Genomic DNA, 21,909 nt, shown 5'->3' with positions numbered 1-21,909 from the left:
TTTCTTCGGTCTCCCCCGTCTGCACCCTCGACATCGACAACGTTCAGGAGCACAGACATGAGGACGCTCACCGCGGGCCTGTTCATCGCCGTCGACGGCGTGGTGGAGAACCCGCAGGACTGGCACTTCCCGTACTACAACGACGAGATGGGCACGGCGGTCGACGCGCAGCTCGGCGCGGCCGACACGCTGCTGCTGGGCCGCAAGACCTATGACAGCTTCGCGGGGGCCTGGCCCGAGCGCGAAGCGGGCGGCGGCGAGGACGCGTACTTCGCCGCCAAGCTGGGCGATGCCCGCAAGATCGTGGTGTCGCATCAGGATCTCACCTTCACCTGGCGCAATTCCGAAGTACTGAAGGGAGATCTGATCGAGGCGGTGACCGCGCTCAAACAGGAATCGGGCGGCCCCATCGGCATCAGCGGATCGGTGTCGGTCGTGCGACAGCTGCTCGCGGCCCGGCTCATCGACGAACTGCATCTGCTCGTCCACCCCATCGCGGTGCGGACCGGCGAGCGGTTGTTCGACGCGGCCGAGGCGAGCCTGCCGCTGACCCTGTTGCGTTGCGCCACCTTCACCACCGGCGTGATCCATGCGGTCTACGGGCCGGGCGAGCCCGGCACGGGCGGCTACGACGAGGCCAAAAAGCATCTCGCCCAGGGCGATTGATTCGAGGCGCTGCCCGGTGAGACGGTCCAAATTCATCCCACCGGGCAGCGTCCTCGCCCGCTACCACCATCGCGGGCCGTTGGACCAGTCGCCGCCCTGACCGGCGAGCTGGCCCAGGTCATTTCCCCCGGTCTGGAAACCGTTGCTCCACGGATCCCAGGACACCTCCTTGCCCCCGCCGAACCAGTCGGCCCACGGGTTCCACGGGTTGCCGCCACCCGGCTTGCCGAACCAGTTCTGGAACCAGTCCTCCCAGGGGTTCGTCGGCTGCTGCGGCTTACCGGGCTGCTCCGGTTTCGAAGGCTTGGACGGCTTCTCGGGCTGCGTCGGCTTCTCCGGCTTGGAGGGCTTCTCGGGCTTGGTCGGCTTCTCCGGCTTCGGCTGGTCGGTGCCCTTGCCGCTGGGCGTGGCGAAGGCCTGCGTCCAGTACAGGCCCTGGCGGCCCTTGGCCACGCCGACGCCGATCTCGCGCAGCCCGCAGTTGAGGATGTTGGCGCGGTGGCCGGGGCTGTTCATCCACCCGTTCACCACATCCTTGGCATCGCGGTAGCCCATGGCGATGTTCTCGGCCCAGGTGCGGGCCTTGTAGCCGGTCGCGGCGATGCGATCGCCCGGGCTGCCCTTGGACGAGTTGTGGTCGAAGAAGTTGTTCTTCGCCATATCCTCGCTGTGTCCCTGGGCGGCCTGGGTCAGGCGGTTCTCGGCCTTCAGCGGCTGGCAACCGGCCTTCGCCCGTTCGGCGTTGGTGAGCGTGACGACCTCATCGGCGGCGGCGGAATCGGATTGGGGCGCGGCCGACGCCGACGTCGCCCCGGCAATGGTGGCCAGCGCGAAGGCCGACAAGCCCACGGTGGCCGACAATGAACGCATGGTTGCCGACGAGAAACTCATGGTTCCCTTCGAATAGTCGTGAAGTCTTGTGGACGAACGCAAATTAGCGTGATTGCCGACGAGATATCGAAAGTATCTCGTAGCATTGGTTGAATCGTTCTGTGCCCGAAGAGTATTCGTATCGTGATCTGATCGCAACGTGGATCACACTGGACTTAAAAGCTTTTGAAGCCCAGGCTTAACGACCGACGAACCACCAGGCAATCGGCACTATCGCGGCACAAGATCATCGTGCACACTGCCCGGAAGCGGCCGATCCGATTAACTCGAGTTAAGGCCCACCTAACTCGGCTGGCCGACTTACGCTCGGCCGCTTTACTATTCGATCCACATCACGGATACATAACGGAGATCACCAAGACGCCGCTCCTACCACCGGCCGACAATTCTCCGGAGAACTGTGTCGCGGCGTACCGACTCTCGACTAAGGAACCACTGATGGGTAAACACAGCGCGAAACGCACCCACCTCGGCCCGGTGCGCACGGCCATGCTGTCGATGACCGCGTTGGTCACCGCCGCCGTCGCCGCCGAGCACGGCACTTCCGAAGGGGCGCAGGAGAATCGCGCCATCGAGGCCACCACCAGCTGGACCGACCTCGAAAGCCACACCGGCGTGCTGGCCAAGGTGACCGCCGATCGCATGACGGCTACCGGCGCCGAGGTGCAGGAGCAGGTCGCCCCCGCGCCCGCCCCCGAGGTCGTCGCGGACACCCCGGTGACCGACACCCCGCACGGCGGCATCCCGCTCACCTACGAGAACACCGACGAGCAGCCCGCACCCAAGGCCACGGCCGTGGCCGACACCAAGAGCACCGTGAAGTCGGAGAAGCCGAGCAGCGGCCACCGCGGCGGTAAGCACCGGCGGGTCGAGGCCGAGGCCGTCGCCAGGAAGAGCGGCCCGAGCGCCGCTCCCGCCGCCCCCGACCTCGGCCAGGTGCTGACCAGCATCGCCCAGGTGCTCGGGGCCGGGGCCAATGCGGGCGGCGCGCTGGCGCAGGCGCTCGGCTCCGGTAGTGCGGCCCTGGGCACCGGCAGCGCCTCGGTCGCGCCGGTGGCCGATGTGCTCGGTTCCGGCAGCGGCGAAGGCGTCGAGCTCGGCAAACCGCTGGCGCAGCTGGCCAAGGCGCTCGGCTCCGGCAGCGCGGCCCTGGGCACCGGCAGCGCTCAGGTGAGCAAGGCCGGAACCTCGCTGATCGCCGGGTTCACCCCGCCGTCGGACACGGTCACGCCCAAGCCCCGCCACGCCGCACCCGAACCGGAGGAGGACACCTCCGACTCGGCGGACTCCGCCGACTCCGCCGATTCCTCCGACGCCACCGATTCCGGAGACTCCACCGAGACCGCAGTGGGCTGAGTCCTGTTGCGGCCCAGGCGTTGTCGACAATGGCGTCGGCAACGCCTTCGCCGTTTTCAGGCCAGCTGAATCAGTTCCAGATAGTCCTGCGACCAGTGGTCCTCGGTGCCGTCGGGCAGCATGATCACCCGCTCCGGATTCAGCGCCTCGGCCGCGCCGGGATCGTGGGTCACCAGTACGACCGCACCGGCATAGCTGCGCAGCGCGTCGAGCACCTGCTCGCGGGAGACCGGATCGAGGTTGTTGGTCGGCTCGTCGAGCAGCAGCACATTGGCCGCCGAGGACACCAGCCCCGCCAGCGCCAGGCGGGTCTTCTCACCACCGGACAGCGTCCCCGCGGGCTGTTCCAACTGCGGGCCGGAGAACATGAACGCGCCCAGCAGCCCGCGCAGATCCTGCTCGCCCGCATCCGGCGCGGCGTGGCGGATGTTCTCCCACACCGTGGCTCGATCGTCCAGGGTGTCGTGCTCCTGCGCGAAGTAGCCGACCTTCAGGCCGTGGCCCGGCACCAACTGCCCGGCCGTCGGCGTCTCCACCCCGGCCAGCAGCCGCAGCAGCGTCGTCTTACCCGCGCCGTTGAGACCCAGCACGACCACCCGGCTGCCACGATCGATGGCCAAATCGACGCCGGTGAAGATCTCCAGCGAGCCGTACATCTTGGTCAGGTTTTCCGCCATCAGCGGCGTCTTGCCGCAGGGCGCGGGCTCGGGGAACTTGATCCGCGCCACCTTGTCGGCCACCCGGATCTCGTCCACCTCGGCCAGCATCCGCTCGGCGCGCTTGACCATGTTCTGTGCCGCGACGGCCTTGGTGGCCTTGGCGCCGAGCTTGGCGGCCTGGGCCTTGAGCGCGGAGGCCTTCTTCTCGGCATTGGCGCGTTCGCGGCGGCGGCGCTGCTCGTCGGTGGCGCGGGCGTCGAGGTACTTCTTCCAGCCCATGTTGTAGACGTCGGCCTCGCCGCGCACGGCGTCGAGGAACCACACCCGGTTCACCACGGCCTCGAGCAGTTCGACATCGTGGCTGATCACGATCAGGCCGCCGTCGTGGCCCTGCAGGAAGCCCCGCAGCCAGGTGATGGAGTCGGCATCGAGGTGGTTGGTCGGCTCGTCGAGCAGCAGCGTGGTGTCGGACTTGCCGCCGCTGCCGTCGGAGGCGGAGAACAGGATGCGGGCCAGTTCGATGCGGCGGCGCTGACCACCCGACAAGGTGCGCAGCGGCTGGCCCAGTACCCGGTCCGGCAGTCCGAGGCTGTGACAGATGCGGGCGGCCTCGCTCTCGGCGACATAGCCGCCGAGCGCCGCGAACCGCTCCTCGAGCCGACCGTATTTGCGCACCGCCTTCTCGCGCTCGTTGTCGTCGGCGACCTCGGCCATCAGCGCCTGCTGCTTTTCCATATCGCGGATGAGCGCGTCGAGCCCGCGCGCGGACAGCACCCGGTCGCGGGCCAGCACATCGAGATTGCCCTCGCGCGGATCCTGTGGCAGATAACCGATTTCACCCGAACGAACGACCTTTCCGGCGTAGGGTTCACCCTCACCGGCGAGAATGCGCAGCGTGGTCGTCTTACCGGCGCCGTTGCGCCCGACCAGTCCGATCCGGTCGCCGGCCTGCACCCGCAGCGCCGGGCCCGGCGCGGTCAGCAGGGTGCGGATTCCGGCCCGGACCTCCAGGTCGGTCGCGGTGATCACAAACGTCTCCTCAAAGTGTGGCGGCGGCTGGGCTCGAGTGTGCAACGCGGGCGCACGCAAGAACCACCGATTTTACCCATGCGAACAAAACCCGGCCGTAACGTGGACCACGCGGCGGGTAACGTGCGATCCCATGACCGAAGATCTATTGGGCAAGAGCGCCCTGGTATCGGGCGCGAGCCGGGGCATCGGCCGGGCGATCGCGGCAGAGTTGCTCGCCCGCGGGGCCAACGTCGTCATCACCGCGCGCAAGCCCGAACCGCTCGAGGCCACCGCCGCCGAACTGCGCGCACTCGGCCATCCGGGCAAAATTGTTGCGGTGGCGGGCAATTCGGGAGACGAGGCGGCCCGCGCCGAACAGGTCGGCGCCGTGGTCGCCGAATTCGGCTCGCTGGACATCCTGATCAACAACACCGGCATCAACCCGGTCTACGGCGCGCTGGTGGACGCCGATCTGGACGCGGTACGCAAGATCTTCGACGTCAACGTCGTGGCCGCCCTCGGCTATGTGCAGCAGGCGTACCGGGCGTGGATGGGCGAGCACGGCGGGGCGATCGTGAACGTCGCCAGCGTCGCGGGCCTGCGGTCCACGGGTGTGATCGCCGCCTACGGCGCGTCCAAGGCCGCGCTCATCCGGCTCACCGAGGAACTGGCCTGGCAGCTCGGCCCCAAGATTCGGGTCAACGCGGTCGCGCCGGGCGTGGTGAAGACCCGCTTCGCCGACGCGCTGTTCTCGGCCGACGAGGACGCGGCCGCGGCGGCCTACCCGATGAAGCGCCTGGGATCGCCGGAGGATGTGGCCGGACTGGTCGGATATCTGGTCTCCGACGCCGCGTCCTGGATCACCGGCGAGGTGGTCCGGGTGGACGGCGGCCTGCTGTCCACCGGCGGGATCTAGCGGAAGGCCAGCGCGCCGAGCATGTCCTGATGCAGATAGCGCAGGTATTTGCTCGCGGTCTCCTCGTCGACGGCCGCGGTCGTGGTGACCAGGATGATGACGAGGAACTGCTTCTCGCTGTCGTCCTTCCACTTGCCGATCGTGAAGTCCTCGATATAGCTGCCGGGCCGCGGCTGCAGATCCTCGTCGGTGTATCGGCCGACCGCGGCCGCGGCCTTGTCGGCGTCGGCCATACCCAGCACGTACTGGGTCAGCATCAGGCCGCCGCGCTCGGAGCGGTAGACCATCTCGGCCACGTACTGACAGCCCAGCGCGGTGAGTTTGCCGCCGACCTCGATATCACCGCAGTTGGAAGCGTCGCGGCCGTCGACCCAGTCGGCGTGCAGCGCGACATCGCCGAGCCGGAAATTCCAGTCCTTGGCCTGTTCTCGGTAGCTGAACTTGGTGGCCACCGGTTGCGCGGTGGCGGTGCCGCGCGGGGTGGCGGTTTCGGTCGCGGTGACCAGTTCCGGCGTGGTGGTGCCGGTGGCGCGGTTGTCCTCGCCCCGCTTGTTCCGATCGATCAGCACGAGCGCGCCCGCCCCGACCACCAGGACCGCGATCGTCGCCACGACGATGCCGATGATGAGGCCGGTATTGCTCTTGGGCGGCGGAGGCGGCGGATAGCCACCGCCCGGATAGCCCTGGTTCGGATCCCAACCCGGCTGCGGCGGCTGATATCCAGGCTGGCCCCAGCCGGGTGGCTGGTGCTGCGGACCGTAACCGTACGGGCCGGAACCAGGGGGATATGTCATGACCGCAACCTTCCGCGCCCGGGCGACCCAGCGCCCTCCGCGGTCGTCCCCCCGGGCATGGACGCCGACCCTACCCGACGCGCCGATCCCGACGCCAAACGCCGACGGTCATCTGATCCAATTCCGGTGTGACCACCGATCTCATGGTATGCGGTCTCGGCCCCGCCGGGCGCGCTCTCGCGCATCGCGCACTGGCACACGGACTCTCGGTGACGGCCGTCGACCCGCATCCGGGCCGCCGCTGGACCGCCACCTACGGCGGCTGGGCCGACGAACTGCCCGGATGGCTGGATCCCGCGGTGGTGGCGGCGACGGTGGACCGGCCGATCGCCTGGGGGACGCGGCGTTTCGAGATCGATCGGCGCTACGTCGTCTTCGACACGGCGGCGCTGCGGGGTGCGCTGGATCTCGGTGGGGCCCGGGTGATCGCCGATCGGGTCGAATCCCTCGGCACCGAACCGACCGGCACGAAAGGCCCATGGCGGGTACGTCTTTCCGCCGGCGAGGTGCTGACCGCGGATCGGGTGATCGATGCCCGCGGCCTCACCCGCTCCCCCGCCCGCGCCGAACAGACCGCCTTCGGCGTGATCGTCCCCGCCGACCGCTGGTCCGAGCCGCTGTTCATGGACTGGCGACCGGACAACGGCGCGGCCCCCGGCGAACCCCCGTCGTTCCTCTACGCGATTCCCCTGGGCCCCAACCGTTTCCTCCTGGAAGAAACCTGTCTGGCGGGCCGCCCCGCCCTGCCCCTCCCGACCCTGCGCACCCGCCTGCTGCACCGACTGCGCTCGCGCGGAATCGATCTGCACGGCGACGAACCCACCGAACACGTCCGCTTCCCCCTCGAGGGCGGCCGACCCACTGCCCACCGCTTCGGCGCGGCGGGCGCGATGCTGCATCCCGCAACGGGTTACAGCCTCACCGCATCGCTGTCGGCCGCCGACGCCTACGCCACCGGCGCCCCACCGCATCCGGTCCGCACCCGGCTCGTCCATCGCCTCCGCACGGCGGGCCTGCGCTCGCTGCTCGCCCTGCCGCCCACCGACCTGCCCGCCTTCTTCGACGCCTTCTTCGCGCTGCCCCCACACCACCAGCGCGCCTATCTGAGCGCCACCACCGACCTACCCGCCACCGCCGCCGCCATGACGGCCCTGTTCACCGCCGTGCCCTGGCGGATACGACGCACCTTGATCACGGCGACGCTCGGCCGAGGCTGAACCAGACGCGGCCGAACCCCCTGCCCACCACGCGGCCCTGTTCCGAATGCGCCGCAGCCTGATCGCGGCGACCGTGAGCCGGAACCGAATCAGGCGCGGTCGACCACCAGCGCGGTGGTGTTGTCGGTGCCGCCGACTCGCAGCGCCGTGTCCACCAGCGCCTCCGCCGTCCGGCCCGGCGAAATCCCGGCGGCCAGCAGCTCTTTCACGACCATGATGTCGAGCATCTTGTGAATGCCGTCGGTGCACAGCAGGAAACGGCCGTGGCTGGAACCGGTGCCGGCGCGGCCGATGGCGTCGGCGGTCACGGTGCGGACCGAGGTGGTGACGAGGTGGCTCATGCGCGGCAACGGCTCGCGGCCGTGGGCGCGCAGGAGTTCGGCGACGGTGTGGTCGGTGGTGATCTGATGCAGGACACGGCCGTTCCAGCGATAGGCGCGGCAGTCACCCACCCAGGCGATCTCGGCGGGGGCGTCGGGTTGATCGGCGGTGGGGACGACCGCGATCGCCAGCACCGTATCGGCGGCGGGCTCGGGAAATTGCCGGTGCAATTCGTCCTGGGCGGCCAGGATCGCGGGCACCGCGCCCCGGCTGGTGCCCACGGCCGCGGCCACCGCGGCGGCGCAGCGGGCGGCGCGCGCGGCGAGTAGATGGTCGCCGATGCCGTCGGCCACCACGAAGGCGGTGCGGCCGGTGCTCGGGTCGGTGCGGGTGGCCACGGCATCGGCATTGATCGATCGGCCGCCCCGGCGGCTCACCGAGTCGGCTTCGATTCCGGCGAGCCGGATCAGCTCGCGACGGGTGATGGCGGTGGTCACTGCATTGTGCACGACCCGACCTCCTCGACTGGTCAGGTGCTGCCCATCAGCACCCTTCCAGTCAACCGTGAACCGCCGCGTCGCGCACCGAAGTCGGCCGTGGAGTTCCTTAGAAAATGGCAACGAGACAGTCACGGCCGCAAACGAACTGCGCACCGCTCGCGATACCGGCGCCGCCGTGCGACATGATCGTGATATGACCGTCGCCCCGCCGATCCTCGCCGGCGCCCCCGGCTCGTTCGCCCGCGGTGTCTTCCACGACCGGCATCCGAAGCTGATCGAGCAGGTCCTCGCCGCGCACCCGTACAACGCCGCCGCGGCGGCCGCACTGCGGGAGTTGCTGGCCGAGAGCACCGCTGGCGTACTGGAACCGCTGGTCACCACGGCCGAGGGCGCCGCGCACTGGTCGGCCTGGGGTGCGGGGCTGTGGGGCAGGCCCTGGGCGGAGGTCCCGTTCCTGTGGGCGGAGAGCTATTTCTATCGCCGCCTGCTCGAGGCGGTCGGCTATTTCGGGCCGGGCCCGTGGCGCGGCATCGACCCGTTCGCCCCGACCAAGGCCGCCGAACTGGCGGGCCCGGCGGTCGCCGACGAACTCGCCGCCCTGGACGGACTGGTCGATATCCCCCTGGACAAGCGACGTTCGGCGCTGCTGCTGTCCGCGCTGTGGGGCAATCAGGCCGATCTGAGCTTCCAGCTCACCGCGGGCGCGAATGCGCGCGCCACCCGGCTGCTGGTCGACGACGGCGACGCGCTGTGGTCGCGGCTGAGCCGCACGACCGACCCGCTGGTATGCGTGATCGCCGACAACGCCGGGCGCGAACTGCTGCCCGATCTGATCCTGATCGACCACCTGCTCACCACGGCGGCGGTCGCCCGCGTCACCCTGCACGTCAAACCCCGGCCCTACTACGTCTCCGACGCCACCATGACCGATGTCCTGGCGGCCCTGCGCGTGCTGCGTACCGCGGACACCACCGCGGCCCGCGCGGTCGGGCAGCGGCTGTGGGCGGCCGTGCGCGAGGACCGGCTGGTCGTGCGCGATCACGAATTCTTCTGCGCCCCCTTGCCTTTCCACGAGATGCCCGCCGACCTGGCAACGGAATTCGCGGGCGCGGCGATCACGGTGGTCAAGGGCGATCTCAACTACCGCCGTCTGGTCGGCGACCGCCACTGGCCGCCGACCACCCCCTTCGCCGATCTGGTCGACTACTTCCCCACCCCCGTCCTCGCCCTGCGCACCCTGAAATCCGATGTGGCCGTGGGCCTCACCGACGACCAGGTGCGCGCGCTCGACGCCACCGGCACGCCGTGGCGCACCAGCGGCGAACACGCACTCATCCAGGCCAGCGTCAGCGCGTAGCCCGGCGCAGCGCGACATACTCGAGCTCCCCGAAGGCCACCACCACCGCCGCCCCGGCCAGCAGGAACACCACACCCAGGCCGGTCAGCGGGATCAGGTCGGTGAACGCCAGCACCACCATGGCGATTCCGGAGGCCAGGTTCACCGCCACCACCGCCTGCCCGGCCCGCGCCGGAATCTCGGGATAGCCCGCGATCAGCAGCAGCGCCAGCGCACCGCCGAGCATCGCCACCCCGAACGGCACCGACCAGGCGGTGGGCAACCCCAGCGGCTCGCGCAGCAGCGGCGCGGCGGCCAGCAGTACGACCCCGAAAACGCCGGTGCTCCAGCCGTCCGCCCGCAACGCGGTGCGCAGGGTGAGCCCGGGGGTGGCCGCGATCGTCGTCATCGTCGTCTCCTGTCCTTCGAAACCGGATGGTGCCCTCGACGCTGCCAGGGCCGCCGCGGCGACTCAATTACCTCCGAGGTCATGGCCTACCCGGCCGTCGCTATGCTGCCCGGATGACCTCCACCGTGCCCTCGCCGGTCGGCGGCCTGTTGCGAGAATGGCGGCAGCGTCGCCGCCTCAGCCAGCTCGATCTGGCGCTGGCCGCGGACATCTCCGCCCGACATCTGTCCTATCTGGAGACCGGGCGCTCGCGGCCCAGCCGCACGATGGTGCTGCGGCTGTGCGACGCCCTGGATGTGCCGCTGCGCGAACGCAATACGCTATTGCTCGCGGGCGGCTTCGCGCCGGAGTATCGGGAGAGCAACCTCGACGATGCCGAATTGTCCTCCGTCCGTTCGGCGCTGCGCACCATGCTCGACGCACACGAGCCGTACCCGGCGGTGGTGGTGGACCGGTACTGGGACGTGCTGACCGGCAACCGTGCGATGTCCGTGCTGACGAACGGCATCCCCGAACATCTGCTGACCCCGCGCCCGAACGTCTACCGCATGGTGCTGCATCCCGACGGCCTCGCCCCGCACATGGTCAACGGCCGCCAGGTGCGAAACCTGTTCCTGGAGCGGCTCCTCCGCCAGGCCAACGGCACCGGCGACCCCCGGCTGCGCGCTCTCCACGAGGAGGTCTCCCGCTATCCCGAACTCGCCCCCGACCCGGACCCCGAGCCCGCGCGACCGGGACCGTTCGAGGTGCCGCTGCGCATCCGCACCCCGCTCGGCGAGCTGTCGATGTTCAGCACGATGGCCACCTTCGGCGCCCCCGCCGACGTGACGCTCGCCGAACTGGCCATCGAACTGTTCTACCCACTGGACGATTTCACCGCCCGGATCCTCAGGGCCGGAACACCACTCGAACACAGCCCTCGCTCTTGTTCTTGAAGATGTCGTAGCCGCGCACGGCATCCTCGAGCGGCAGATCGTGGGTGATGAGATACGACGGATCCAGATCGCCCTGCTGAATGTAGTCGAACATGCGCGCCATGTACCGCTGCCCGTGCTGCTGGGCGGTGCGGATGGTCAGACTCTTGTTGGTCACCACACCCATCGGGAATTTGTCGGTGACGCCGTAGATTCCGAGCACCGAAACCACTCCACCCTTGCGGCAGGCCAGAATCGCCTGGCGCAGCGCGGCGGCCCGATCGGTCTCCAGGCGCAGCAGTTGTTTGGCGCGATCGTAGAGCTGCTGCAAACCGGTGCCGTGCCCCTCCATGCCGACGGCATCGATACAGGCGTCCGGCCCGCGTCCGCCGGTCATGTCCCGCAGCGCCTCGTGCACACTGTCCACCGCGGTGTAGTCGATGGTCTCGGCACCGAACTGCTTGCGCGCCAAGGCCAATCGCTCCGGATACCGATCCACCATGATCACTCGATCCGCGCCCAGCAGCCGCGCGCTGTGCCCGGCCATCAGGCCGACGCCGCCACTGCCGAACACCGCGATGGTGTCGCCGGGGGAGATATCGCAGAAGTCCGCGCCCATCAGCCCGGTCGGCACCGCATCGGACAGGAACAGCGCCTGCTCGTCGGCAACGCCGTCGGGCACGGCGAAACAGTTCACATCCCCGAACGGCACCCGGATGTACTGGGCGTGCGAACCCTGGTACCCGCCGAACGGGTGGGTGTAACCGTAGATGCCCCCGGTCGGATAGCCCAGGACCGGCTGCTGCAGGGCGGCATTGGGATTGGTGGTGTCGCACAGCGAATACAGCTCGTGGTCGCAATACCAGCACGAGGAGCAGCCGATGAACGAGGGCACCACCACCCGCTCCCCGGCCGTGCGCCGGGTGACCTCGCTGCCCACGTCGACTATCTCCCCCAGGAATTCGTGCCCGATGACGTCGCCCTCGCGCATACCGGGCAGATAGCCGTCGATGAAATGCAGATCCGAGCCACAGGTGGTGCTCAGCCGTACCCGCACGATGACATCGTGCGGATTGATCAGTGTGGGATCGTCGACGGTTTCCACCGCCAGTTCGTTGACCCCGTTCCAGCACAGCGCACGCATGATTCTCCTAGGTCGAGGCGGGTGAGCGGCGCGCACTCGGATTGTGCGCGAGGGTGGGGATCTCCCCGGTCTGCAGCAGCGCCCGGGCCCGATAGAGCGCGGTGAACGCGGCCGCGCCGGTCAGCAGGTCCGGCAGCGGGGTGTGTGCCTCGAGGCGCACCTCGGTGCCGAGATCGGCGGGCGCGTCGGCGAATTCGAGCCGGACCTCCATCGGCTCCGCATCCCCCGCCCGCGCACCGATGAAGCGCAGGCCGTTGTCGTCCCGCACGAGTTCGGTGTTCCAGCTGACCGCCTCACCGTCCGCGGGCCGCAGCGTCCACACGTAACTGCCCGACGGGCCCGAGCGGACCTCGGCGAGATCGCCCAGCACCCGCGACAGATTCTCCGGTTCCCGCCAGAACTGCTCGACCTCCGCGCGCGGCCGGGCGATGGTCATGGTCTGCCCGGCGCTGCTCGCGGCCGAACCGACCAGCTTCTCCACCAGATCCGACACCTGGGATCTGGCCATTCCGACGTAATGATCGACAGCATGCATCGGGACTCCCTTCACGGTCCCTTCCGCGGTACCCGGCTCCCCGCGCCGGAACCACGTCCGCGCCAATAATTTCCGGCCTCCTTCGCCGCGGGCACGCCGCCTGTGCGACGGTGGAGGCGTTGTCACGCACAGAGAGGATGATCCGATGGCACAGACGGTTCGGGGTGTGATCGCACGGTCGAAGCGGAAACCGGTCGAGGTGACCGAGATCGTCGTGCCGGATCCGGGACCGGGCGAGGCGGTGGTGCGGGTGCAGGCGTGCGGGGTGTGCCACACCGACCTGCACTATCGCGAGGGCGGCATCAACGACGAATACCCCTTCCTGCTCGGCCACGAGGCCGCGGGCGTGGTGGAGGCGGTCGGCGAGGGCGTGACCGAGATCGAATCGGGCGATTTCGTGGTGCTGAACTGGCGCGCCGTCTGCGGGAGCTGCCGCGCCTGCCGCAAGGGCAAGCCCTGGTACTGCTTCTCGACCTGCAACGCCGCCCAGCCGATGACCCTCACCGACGGCACCGCCCTGACCCCCGCCCTGGGCATCGGCGCCTTCGCCGAGAAGACCCTCGTCCACGCCGGGCAGTGCACCAAGGTCGATCCGGCTGCCTCCCCGGCCGCGGCCGGACTGCTCGGCTGCGGCATCATGGCCGGACTCGGCGCCGCACTCAATACCGGCGCGGTCGGGCGCGGGGACAGCGTGGCGGTGATCGGCTGCGGCGGAGTCGGCAGCGCGGCCGTGGCCGGGGCCCGGCTGGCCGGGGCCACCACCATCATCGCCGTCGACATCGACCCCCGAAAGCTGGAGTGGGCCAAGGGTTTCGGCGCGACCCACACCATCGACGCCGCCGCCGGTGATCCGGTGCCGCTGATCCAGGAACTGACCGGCGGCTTCGGCGCGGATGTCGTCATCGACGCGGTGGGCCGCCCGGAGACCTGGAAGCAGGCGTTCTACGCCCGCGACCTCGCCGGAACGGTCGTTCTGGTCGGCGTGCCCACCCCGGAGATGCGCCTGGAGATGCCGCTGCTGGACTTCTTCTCCCACGGCGGCGCGCTGAAGTCCTCCTGGTACGGCGACTGCCTGCCCGCCCGCGACTTCCCCACCCTGATCGACCTGTACCGCCAGGGCCGCCTGGATCTGGATGCCTTTGTCACCGAGACGATTTCGCTGGACGAGGTGGAGCAGGCATTCGCCAAGATGCATCGCGGCGAGGTGCTACGTTCGGTGGTCACCCTCTGACACGGCACCGCCCGCGCCGCGGCAGTGCGGCGCGGGCGGCGGCGGACCGGCTAGTGCGCGTGCCCCGCCTCGGGGCGGCCCGGCTGTGGTGAGCCGGACAGCAGCCCGGACCCCGGCGCGGGCAGCACCAGGCCCAGGATCAGCATCGCCGCACCCAGCCCCAGGTGCAGCCAGTTGTCGGCGGTGTTCACCGGGACGAAGTTGGCGTCGCTGTCCCGGTCGATGAGCAGCCCGTACAGCCACAGCGCCAGATAGACGACGCCGCCGCCCAGCAGGAAGGTGCGGGCCCCGCCGCTGGTGCGGCCCATGGCCAGCCCGGCGACGCCGAAGATCAGATGCACGATGTTGTGCAGCGCCGAGACCTGGAAAATGCCGAACAGCATCGCACCCGAGTGGTGACCCGCCCACGACAGATCGTCGTAGTCGGTGGTGATGCCCGGAATGAAGCCGAGGATCCCGACCAGCAGGAACAGCGCCCCGACCACGGTCGCGGCGGTCCGGACCATCGAACCGCGACCGACCCCGCCCTGTGTGTATCCGGCTGTGGCCATCTCGATACTCCTCTCGATTGTGCTGACCTGGCCGAATTCATGATCACTGCGGAAATAGCCTTTCGCTATTGAATCAAACGTCACCCCGGCCCGGCGACCCGGGCTATTTCCACCGCGCGGGCGATCCCGCTCACCGGGACCTTTGCCGATCGGTACGGTGATCGCGGCCGCCGCCGTGCCCGTAAACCGCAGGACGAGACCTCTTGCGAGACAACCCGACTCGGACCCCCCACCGCGCAAACCCCTATTCCGAAACCCACATTTGGCCCGTTCGGCCCCATCCGTTCTCGCGAACGCGGTGTGCATGCAATGTTTTCCGATAAACTTGTCCGCGATTCGGCCCGAATACCTTGTCTTGCAATATTTTCCGCTACAACGCTGTGGCGGCTGTGGCGGTCCGCCAGGCAGATGGAAGCCGCGCGGCCGCGAGGGGATTGGTGTGCCATGCGATTACCCGGCCCGCTCATCGTGACGGCACTGGTGGTGGCCGGTTTGACGGCCTCGGGTTCCACTGCTCGGACCGCGACGTCGCCGACCCGGACCACGGCCGATATCGTGCCCGTCGCCGAGTCCGAGCCCGACCCGGCGGCCGCGCTCGTACCCGCCGCGCCGCAGACCGCGCGCAAGCTGCGCGAACTCGCGCCCCAGGCGGACCGCGCGGCGGACGGCTCGGTGCAGCTGAAGGATGTGCTGCTGCCCGGCGGCGCGGCACTCGGCATTCCGGAGGCCGTCCTGGCCGCCTACCGCAATGCCGAACTGGCGCTGCAGACCGCGCTGCCCGACTGCGGGCTGCCGTGGTATCTGCTGGCAGGCATCGGCAAGATCGAATCCAATCACGCGGGCAACGGCCGCGTCGATCCCCACGGCACCACGATCGGGGTGATCTTCGGCCCCGCGCTCGACGGCCACCTGCCCGGTAACCAGATCATCCGGGCCGCCGACGGCGGTTTCGTGCGGGCCGTCGGGCCCATGCAGTTCCTGCCCGCGACCTGGTCGATCTACGCCACCGACGGCAATGCCGACGGCAACGCCGATCCGAACAACGTCTTCGACGCGACCATCACCGCGGGCAAGTACCTGTGCTCGGACAACACCGACCTGCGCGATCCGAAGCAGGAGCTGCGGGCGATCCTGCGCTACAACAACTCCACCTCCTACGCCAGCGAGGTGCTCAGCTGGGCCAATGCCTACAAGAACGGCGGCGCGCCCGCGCCCGTCGGCAGCGTCCCCGACCCGCTGCCGCCCGAGGGCACCGCCGAGGGCGCGGGTTCGAGTATGGACGCGGGCGAGACCGTGCTGGCCTCGCAGACCCTCGGCGACGGAACCGAGCCGCCCGCGGATCCGGCCGCCACCACCGATCCGGAAGCCACCACGGATCCGCAGACCACGACCGACCCGACCACGTCCGATCCGGCGACCACCGATTCGACGACCACCAATCAACCCGGTTTCGGCCTCACGCTGCAGGTGTGGGTCAAGGTGGGCGATCTGAAGCCGTTCCTGTGCGGCATCTTCTGCACACCGCCGAAGACGAATCCGTGCCCGCCGCTGTCGCTGCCGACCCTGCCGACGGTTACCGAGTCGACCGACCCCCAGGCCCAGCGCGCACCGATCTGCATCGGCCCGGGCGATCCGGCCCTGCCCACCGTCCCGCCGCTGCCCACCAACCTGCCGCAGCTGCCCAGGACCACAACGCCTTCGACGACGGTCGTCCCCACGCCCACCACCATCGCGCCCACCACGACAACCGTGCCGCCGACCACGACGGTGCGACCGACCACCGTGCCGCCGACCACGACGACGGTGCCACCCACCACGACGACGGTGCCACCCACGACCACGACGACGGTGCCACCCACGACCACGACGACGGTGCCACCCACGACCACGACGACGGTGCCACCCACGACCACGACAGTGCCACCCACCACGACGACAACGGTGCCGCCCACCACGACGACGCAGGCTCCCACCACGAAGCCCACCACTCCACCGCCCGCGCCCGCGGCTCCCCCGCCGCCCGCGCCCGCGGCCCCCGCGCCCGACGCGACGACGACCACCCCGGCCAAGCCCCCGGCCGCCTCGGTCGCCCCGCCCGCGCCACCGCGCACCACCCCGGCAAACCCGCCCACCACCACGAAACAACCCGCCTCCCAGGCCGTTTCACCCACCACACCGAAACCGGCCCCCACCACGACCACCGCCCCGCCCCCACCCCCGCGGACGAACACCGGCAAGCCGCAGGAAACACCCCCGCCCGCCACCACGAAACCGCCCACGCAGCAATCGAATCAGGCCCCACCGCCGCGCTCGGCCCCACCCGCCCCACCGACCACCAAACCGGCCCCGGCCACCCAGGCCCCGCCGCCGACCAAACAGCAGCCGCCGGTGCGTCCCGCCACACCGACGACCACCACGCCGGTTCCGCCACCCCGCTGACCCGACCCGACCCCGATGCGCCGCGGCCTACCGATCCGACCGCGGCGCATCGGGAAAGCCGAGATAGAACCCCAAAGCCGGCACCCCCCGGACCATTTCGACCGGCTCCGTTCGACACCCCTCGCTGGTGCTGGGATCGAACACCCACGGATCGACATCGCCGCTGAGCACCACCGGCAGCCACTCCAGCCCCAGCATGTCGTGCAGCTCCGACATCGCCTTCTCCGGGTGGTTGACCACGACACCGATGTGATAAGCCGCGGAGATGGTCGACATCGCCCTTCCCAGCGTGGATACGGAAGATCGAATTTTCTAGGCGCAGAACGTTTTCCGGCCACCTTGCGCTACCGGCACCCCGCCCCGTCCCGCAAAGCATCTGGCACCGAAAGCTTTTCACATTTCCCCCATCGCGCCCCATGGCGCCTTCCGTGGTGGGACCATGGAATCGGCTTCCGGAATCTCGGCGGCAGTCTGCGGACGCCGGCCGGAATCTTCACTCGCACAACTCTTTCCAGCTTGTCGTTGAATGCCCACGGGTCAGCGACGGCATTTCCTGATGCGCAAGTTTCGCGAGGAGGAATCATGCGCACAGCCAGATGGTCAGGACTCGCCGCAGCGGCGGCAAGCCTGCTGATCGGCGCCTTCGCGGTGGTCACGTCCCCGAGCACCGCGACCCCCGCGCCCACCGCAGCACCGGCCGCGAACTCCGGCGGCGTCAAGATCGCGTATTTCAACCAGTGGTCGATCTATCAGAACGCCTACTACCTGAAACACGTCGACCGCTCCGGCGCCGCCGCCAAACTCGACTACATCATGTACGCCTTCGAGAACATTCACCCCACCGATCTGACCTGCTTCATGGCGAACAAGGCGGCCGATCCGAACGAGAACAATCCGAATGCCGGTGACGGCGCGGGTGATTCGTACGCCGACTACGGCAAGACGTTCAGCGCCGCCGACAGCGTGGACGGCACCGCCGACGCCTGGGACGACCCCATCGTCGGCAACTTCAAGCAGATCAAACAGCTCAAGGCCAAGCATCCGAATCTGAAGGTGCTGGTGTCGATCGGCGGCTGGACCTACTCGAAGTACTTCTCCGACGTCGCCGCCAGCGACTCCGCCCGCAAGAAGTTCGTGTCGTCGTGCATCGACATGTTCATCAAGGGCAACCTGCCCAAGCAGAACGGCTACGGCGGCCCGGGCACCGGCAAGGGCGTCTTCGACGGCATCGACCTGGACTGGGAGTATCCCGGTGGCGGCGGCCATCTCGGCAACCACGCCTCGCCCAACGACAAGGCGAATCTGACGCTGCTGGCCGCGGAGTTCCGCGCCCAGCTGGACGCGCAGGGCGCGGCCGACAACAAGCGCTACTCGCTGGCCGCGGCCGTCGCGGCCGGGCAGGACAAGATCCGCCACTACGAGACCGACAAACTCGGCAAGTACATGGATCTGGTCAACGTCATGACCTACGACATGCACGGTGCGTGGGATGCCAAGGGGCCCACCAACTTCCAGGACCCGATCTACAGCCGCCCCGACGATCCGATGAATCCGGTACCCCCGGGCAACGGAAAATACAATATCGACGCGGCGATCACGGCCTGGACCAAGGGCGACAGCTCCTACGGCATCGCGGGCGGTTTCCCGCCGCAGAAGCTGACCGTCGGATTCCCGTTCTACTACCGCGGCTGGACCGGCGTGCCCGCGGGTAAGGAGAACGGCCTGTTCCAGCCCGCCACCGGACCGGCGCCGGGTGCGCCGATGTCGGGCAATGTTCCCGGCATCCGGATGTACAAGGAACTGTCCGGCGTGGTCGACGATCCGTCCAAGACCTTCTTCGACCGGACCGCCCAAGCGGCCTACTTCTACGACGGAAACAATTGGTGGGGCGGCGATTCCCCGCAGTCGATCAGGGCCAAGGCCGACTATCTGCACTGCAAGGGCCTCGGCGGCGGCATGATCTACTCGCTCGAAAACGATCCGGCCACCAAGCTGTTCAACGTCTTCGTCGACGCGATCAACAGCTCACCGAGCAGCTGCGGCACCCCGACGACGACCACCACCCCGCCGACGACCACCACGACCACAACCACCACGACAACCACGACTACAACGACGACGACAACGACCCCACCGACCACCACCACCACGACGACAACCCCGCCGACCACGACCACCACGACCCCGCCCGGCACGGGAATCGCCAACGCGGACTTCGAATCCGGTCAGCTGTCCCCCTGGACCTGCACGGGCAACCTGGGCTCGATCGTCACCACCCCGGTGCACGGCGGTAAGAACGCCCTGGCGGGCAAGCCGAGCAGCAGCGACAACGCCAAATGCTCGGCGAAGGTCACCGTCCAGCCCAACCGTACCTACACCCTGGGCGCCTGGCTGAACGGCAACTACGTCTACCTCGGCGTCACCGGTTCGGGCACCACCGACACCTCCACCTGGACCCAGTCCACCGGCGGCAAGTACCAGCAGCTGTCCACCAAGTTCACCACCGGCGCCTCCACCACGAGCGTCACGATCTGGGTGCACGGCTGGTATTCGCAGGGCGACTACTACGCCGACGATTTCACCCTCGGCTGAGTCCGCCATATCGACAGGCCCCGCACACCACCCATAGGGCCCGGCCCGTCACCTACAGGCCCCGCCCGCCACCTACAGACCCCGCCCGGCCCCGCCGGGCGGGGTCGCTCACTGTCCGTGCCAGCGCGCGGTGCGGAAACACTCTGCCAGACAGGCGATCTCGCCCCGCACGAAGGCGACGATCTGCGGCACGGCCACCCCGGCGGTGGAGTACTGCCAGGCGTTGGTCATGGCGAAGGCCGCACCGGAGCGCTGATCATTGTGCCCGGACCAGGTTTTCAGCACATCGTCGATACGGGTCACCACCGACCGATAGCGGTCCATCGAATCACCGGGTCCGACCGACTGCAGCAGTGCGACCAGCGCGGTCAGATAGCCCCGATAGAACTCCGACGGACAGGTCGGATCGTAACGGTCGCGGGCCAGATTCCCGTCGAAGGGGGCGTAGTTCTGCATCGCCTCGATCTCGGCATCGGTACACCAATGATCAACCGTCACATCGAGAACCGGATCGGCGGCCGGAGCGGAGCCGCGATATTCCGGTTCCGGATCCGACCGCGACTCCGCGTGACTGCCCCGCCGATCCTCGACGGTCCAATCGGTACCCGACTGGCGGCGCACCTCGCGCCGGATCTCGACGTCGATACCCGGCGCACTCGCCTGCTCCACCCCGAGATATCCCGACGCGGCATTGAACAGATCCTGTTCGGACATATGCGAGCCGAGCGCCGAATCACGCGCCCGCTGCACCGCCTCCTGAATATCCTCCTGCACACGCGGATCACGCGGATCGGGATACGCCGACATGCCCACCCTCCCTGCCTGGACGGGCCGTGGATTTCGTGCCCTCAGCGTATCGCCGATCCGCATCCCCCACCGCGTGTCGCCGGTGTCAGCGAGCCACCTCCGGCGGGATCGGCCGGTCCGGCGTGATGGTCTGGCCGTCGGCCCCGAGGGTGAAGGTGATCACGACCGGGCCGCCGGAGGGGCAGCAGTTCGCGTCCTGATCCTGCAGCCACCGGTACTGCACCTGCACGCTGCGATCGGACGAGCCGACGATACGGGTGTAGGAGGTGTGGTTGCGCGTCGCGGTCCCCAGGTAGCGGTCGTGGTTGAAGAACAGCACGTGCCAGGGCGAACTCGCGGTGGCGTTCGGCGTGTCGACCAGCACCCACAGCAGCGCCGGGCACGATCCGATCGGCGCGTCGGTGGCGGCCGAGAAGACGTATCCCTCGCCGCCCACACCCGGGCCGAGGGATTTGATCGCGGCCTCGACCACACCCGAATTCGCATCGACGCAGAGGCCGTGACCGCTGGTCGCGGGGTCGGCACGGGCCGGGCTCGTCGCGGGCGGTTGATATGTGACGGGCGAGGAGCCCGAGCCGGTGGTGGCGCCGCCGGTCGGGGCCGCGGCCGGGCTCGACGTCCCCGCCGACGACCCCCCGGTCGCAGGCGTCGTCACGCCACCCTGACACGCGGCCGCCGACAGCGTCACCGCCGCCGCCGCGGCGATCGTGCCAACGATTCGTTTCATCGGATTTCCTTTCGAGTTGTCCATGAGGACAAATCGATCCCGCGTTCGCCGTGGTTACGCCCTCACTTATCGGGGCGGGCCGTCGCCGCGGGCACGAACGGCGCGGTTTCGCGGCGGGCACTGCCGGGTAGGCGGCAGGCATGAGCAGCGATGAGAAGATCCTCCCCCTGCCCGACTACGACCAGCTCACCGCCGGGGATATCGAACACCGGGTGCGGGCGCTCGAGCTCGATCAGGTGCGCCGACTCATCGACCACGAGCGGGCCACCGCACATCGACCCCGGATCGTCGAAATCCTCTCGGCGCGCATCGCTCAGCTGGAAGCGGGCGCACAGCCGTCCGGCGGTGATCCGGCGCAGGCGCCGCCGGTGCGCGGCGTCGTGGGCGGTTCGGCGGCCGATCCAGAGCACACCCGCGCGGACAACACCCCGCTGCGGCATGGCGTCGCGGAGCAGACTCCGGCGCGCGGGAAGCCCTGAACGCCGTGTACCGCACCGGATTCGCCGCGTCCGCCGTGATCGCCGCGCTGCTGTGCGCCTCGTGTGACTATGTCGGCACCAACAACGGTCCCGCGCCCTCCAGCGATGCCCCGACCTACGGCACGCCCACGCCCGCGCCGTCGAGCGCGCCGGTCCGGGCGCCCTCGGCGAGTTCGCCCGGACAGATCCGCCGGGTCTCGTGTGAGGATCTGCTGGACCGCCTGGACAAGATCCGCGCCGAGCAGGGTCAGCCGGGCGTGGACCGCGCGGTCGAGCAGACCATTGCCGAGCTCCCGAGCAAACCCGACTGGGCGGTCCTCACCCCGGATCAGCGACAGGCGGCGGTGGACGGCACCCGCGACGCGGCAACCGGTAAGTGCCCGTAGATGTTTCATCGCACATCTTCGATGCGTG

The 21,909-nt window shown here is 69.1% G+C and carries 22 protein-coding genes; 11 read left to right on the top strand and 11 right to left on the bottom strand.

The genetic code is table 11. The features are described from left to right. Positions 1-57: 57 nt before the first annotated feature. The gene (locus tag NDR87_RS15160) at positions 58-666 is read left to right on the top strand and encodes a dihydrofolate reductase family protein (RefSeq protein WP_251913813.1); all 609 of its coding nucleotides are present in this window, start codon (positions 58-60) and stop codon (positions 664-666) included. A gap of 60 nt (positions 667-726) precedes the next feature. Here NDR87_RS15160 and NDR87_RS15155 read toward each other — a convergent pair whose 3' ends face one another. After that, positions 727-1,536 (bottom strand): CAP domain-containing protein, encoded by an 810-nt coding sequence (locus tag NDR87_RS15155; RefSeq protein WP_251913814.1) that lies wholly within the window; start codon positions 1,534-1,536, stop codon positions 727-729. Positions 1,537-1,995: 459 nt separating this feature from the next. Between NDR87_RS15155 and NDR87_RS15150 the strand changes: the two genes are divergently transcribed. Further along, complete coding sequence (locus tag NDR87_RS15150; RefSeq protein ID WP_251913815.1) at positions 1,996-2,913, top strand: hypothetical protein; 918 nt, start codon at positions 1,996-1,998, stop codon at positions 2,911-2,913. 56 nt (positions 2,914-2,969) lie between these two features. On the opposite strand, the gene NDR87_RS15145 is transcribed toward NDR87_RS15150, so the two are convergent. Continuing rightward, positions 2,970-4,601, bottom strand: coding sequence for an ABC-F family ATP-binding cassette domain-containing protein (locus NDR87_RS15145; protein WP_251913816.1), 1,632 nt, complete (start codon positions 4,599-4,601; stop codon positions 2,970-2,972). Between the two features lie 133 nt (positions 4,602-4,734). Between NDR87_RS15145 and NDR87_RS15140 the strand changes: the two genes are divergently transcribed. Beyond that, on the top strand, positions 4,735-5,499 hold the full coding sequence (locus tag NDR87_RS15140; protein ID WP_251913817.1) for an SDR family oxidoreductase: 765 nt from the start codon (positions 4,735-4,737) through the stop codon (positions 5,497-5,499). Here the strand turns inward: NDR87_RS15140 and NDR87_RS15135 are convergent. Then, on the bottom strand, positions 5,496-6,293 hold the full coding sequence (locus NDR87_RS15135) for a hypothetical protein (protein WP_251913818.1): 798 nt from the start codon (positions 6,291-6,293) through the stop codon (positions 5,496-5,498). The genes NDR87_RS15140 and NDR87_RS15135 overlap by 4 nt on opposite strands. A gap of 143 nt (positions 6,294-6,436) precedes the next feature. On the opposite strand from NDR87_RS15135, the gene NDR87_RS15130 reads away from it, so the two are divergent. Continuing rightward, entirely contained in the window at positions 6,437-7,510 is a 1,074-nt protein-coding gene (locus NDR87_RS15130) for a lycopene cyclase family protein (protein WP_251913891.1), read from the top strand. Positions 7,511-7,599: 89 nt separating this feature from the next. On the opposite strand, the gene NDR87_RS15125 is transcribed toward NDR87_RS15130, so the two are convergent. Beyond that, entirely contained in the window at positions 7,600-8,340 is a 741-nt protein-coding gene (locus NDR87_RS15125; protein ID WP_251913819.1) for a protein phosphatase 2C domain-containing protein, read from the bottom strand. Between the two features lie 184 nt (positions 8,341-8,524). Here NDR87_RS15125 and NDR87_RS15120 point away from each other — a divergent pair, with 184 nt between their 5' ends. Next, a complete protein-coding gene (locus NDR87_RS15120) occupies positions 8,525-9,688 on the top strand; it encodes a damage-control phosphatase ARMT1 family protein (protein ID WP_251913820.1) in 1,164 nt (387 codons plus the stop codon). Here NDR87_RS15120 and NDR87_RS15115 read toward each other — a convergent pair. Further along, the gene (locus tag NDR87_RS15115) at positions 9,678-10,076 is read right to left on the bottom strand and encodes a hypothetical protein (protein ID WP_251913821.1); all 399 of its coding nucleotides are present in this window, start codon (positions 10,074-10,076) and stop codon (positions 9,678-9,680) included. The genes NDR87_RS15120 and NDR87_RS15115 overlap by 11 nt on opposite strands. A 113-nt stretch (positions 10,077-10,189) precedes the next feature. On the opposite strand from NDR87_RS15115, the gene NDR87_RS15110 reads away from it, so the two are divergent. Next, entirely contained in the window at positions 10,190-11,011 is an 822-nt protein-coding gene (locus NDR87_RS15110) for a helix-turn-helix domain-containing protein (protein ID WP_251913822.1), read from the top strand. Here the strand turns inward: NDR87_RS15110 and NDR87_RS15105 are convergent. Together NDR87_RS15105 and NDR87_RS15100 are read right to left on the bottom strand one after the other, a co-directional pair. After that, the gene (locus tag NDR87_RS15105; RefSeq protein WP_251913823.1) at positions 10,965-12,134 is read right to left on the bottom strand and encodes a zinc-dependent alcohol dehydrogenase; all 1,170 of its coding nucleotides are present in this window, start codon (positions 12,132-12,134) and stop codon (positions 10,965-10,967) included. The two genes, NDR87_RS15110 and NDR87_RS15105, sit on opposite strands and share 47 nt — an antisense overlap. A 7-nt stretch (positions 12,135-12,141) precedes the next feature. After that, entirely contained in the window at positions 12,142-12,669 is a 528-nt protein-coding gene (locus NDR87_RS15100) for a hypothetical protein (protein ID WP_251913824.1), read from the bottom strand. A gap of 145 nt (positions 12,670-12,814) precedes the next feature. On the opposite strand from NDR87_RS15100, the gene NDR87_RS15095 reads away from it, so the two are divergent. Further along, positions 12,815-13,900: an S-(hydroxymethyl)mycothiol dehydrogenase gene (locus NDR87_RS15095; RefSeq protein ID WP_251913825.1), complete on the top strand. Its 1,086-nt coding sequence runs from the start codon at positions 12,815-12,817 to the stop codon at positions 13,898-13,900. A 50-nt stretch (positions 13,901-13,950) separates the two neighbouring features. Here NDR87_RS15095 and NDR87_RS15090 read toward each other — a convergent pair whose 3' ends face one another. Further along, positions 13,951-14,451, bottom strand: coding sequence for a DUF4383 domain-containing protein (locus NDR87_RS15090; protein ID WP_251913826.1), 501 nt, complete (start codon positions 14,449-14,451; stop codon positions 13,951-13,953). A 444-nt stretch (positions 14,452-14,895) separates the two neighbouring features. Here NDR87_RS15090 and NDR87_RS15085 point away from each other — a divergent pair, with 444 nt between their 5' ends. Further along, on the top strand, positions 14,896-16,890 hold the full coding sequence (locus NDR87_RS15085; RefSeq protein WP_251913827.1) for a lytic transglycosylase domain-containing protein: 1,995 nt from the start codon (positions 14,896-14,898) through the stop codon (positions 16,888-16,890). 27 nt (positions 16,891-16,917) lie between these two features. On the opposite strand, the gene NDR87_RS15080 is transcribed toward NDR87_RS15085, so the two are convergent. After that, complete coding sequence (locus tag NDR87_RS15080; protein WP_251913828.1) at positions 16,918-17,166, bottom strand: hypothetical protein; 249 nt, start codon at positions 17,164-17,166, stop codon at positions 16,918-16,920. A 306-nt stretch (positions 17,167-17,472) separates the two neighbouring features. Between NDR87_RS15080 and NDR87_RS15075 the strand changes: the two genes are divergently transcribed. Next, the gene (locus tag NDR87_RS15075) at positions 17,473-19,482 is read left to right on the top strand and encodes a glycosyl hydrolase family 18 protein (protein ID WP_251913829.1); all 2,010 of its coding nucleotides are present in this window, start codon (positions 17,473-17,475) and stop codon (positions 19,480-19,482) included. 108 nt (positions 19,483-19,590) lie between these two features. On the opposite strand, the gene NDR87_RS15070 is transcribed toward NDR87_RS15075, so the two are convergent. Both NDR87_RS15070 and NDR87_RS15065 read right to left on the bottom strand, forming a co-directional pair. Continuing rightward, positions 19,591-20,289, bottom strand: coding sequence for a hypothetical protein (locus NDR87_RS15070; RefSeq protein WP_251913830.1), 699 nt, complete (start codon positions 20,287-20,289; stop codon positions 19,591-19,593). Positions 20,290-20,374: 85 nt separating this feature from the next. Then, a complete protein-coding gene (locus tag NDR87_RS15065; protein ID WP_251913831.1) occupies positions 20,375-21,016 on the bottom strand; it encodes an LppP/LprE family lipoprotein in 642 nt (213 codons plus the stop codon). A 140-nt stretch (positions 21,017-21,156) separates the two neighbouring features. On the opposite strand from NDR87_RS15065, the gene NDR87_RS15060 reads away from it, so the two are divergent. Together NDR87_RS15060 and NDR87_RS15055 are read left to right on the top strand one after the other, a co-directional pair. Continuing rightward, positions 21,157-21,495, top strand: a complete 339-nt coding sequence (locus NDR87_RS15060) for a hypothetical protein (RefSeq protein WP_251913832.1) — start codon at positions 21,157-21,159, stop codon at positions 21,493-21,495. A 5-nt stretch (positions 21,496-21,500) separates the two neighbouring features. After that, positions 21,501-21,881 carry a hypothetical protein gene (locus NDR87_RS15055; RefSeq protein WP_251913833.1) on the top strand — a complete coding sequence of 127 codons (381 nt, stop codon included), beginning with the start codon at positions 21,501-21,503 and terminating at the stop codon, positions 21,879-21,881. Positions 21,882-21,909: the final 28 nt, after the last annotated feature.

The sequence above is a fragment of the Nocardia sp. CDC159 genome (assembly GCF_023740735.1).
GTDB classification, from domain to species: domain Bacteria; phylum Actinomycetota; class Actinomycetes; order Mycobacteriales; family Mycobacteriaceae; genus Nocardia; species Nocardia pulmonis.
The sequence above is the reverse complement of the archived record's forward strand: the minus strand, read 5'-3'. Positions and strand labels throughout refer to the sequence as shown.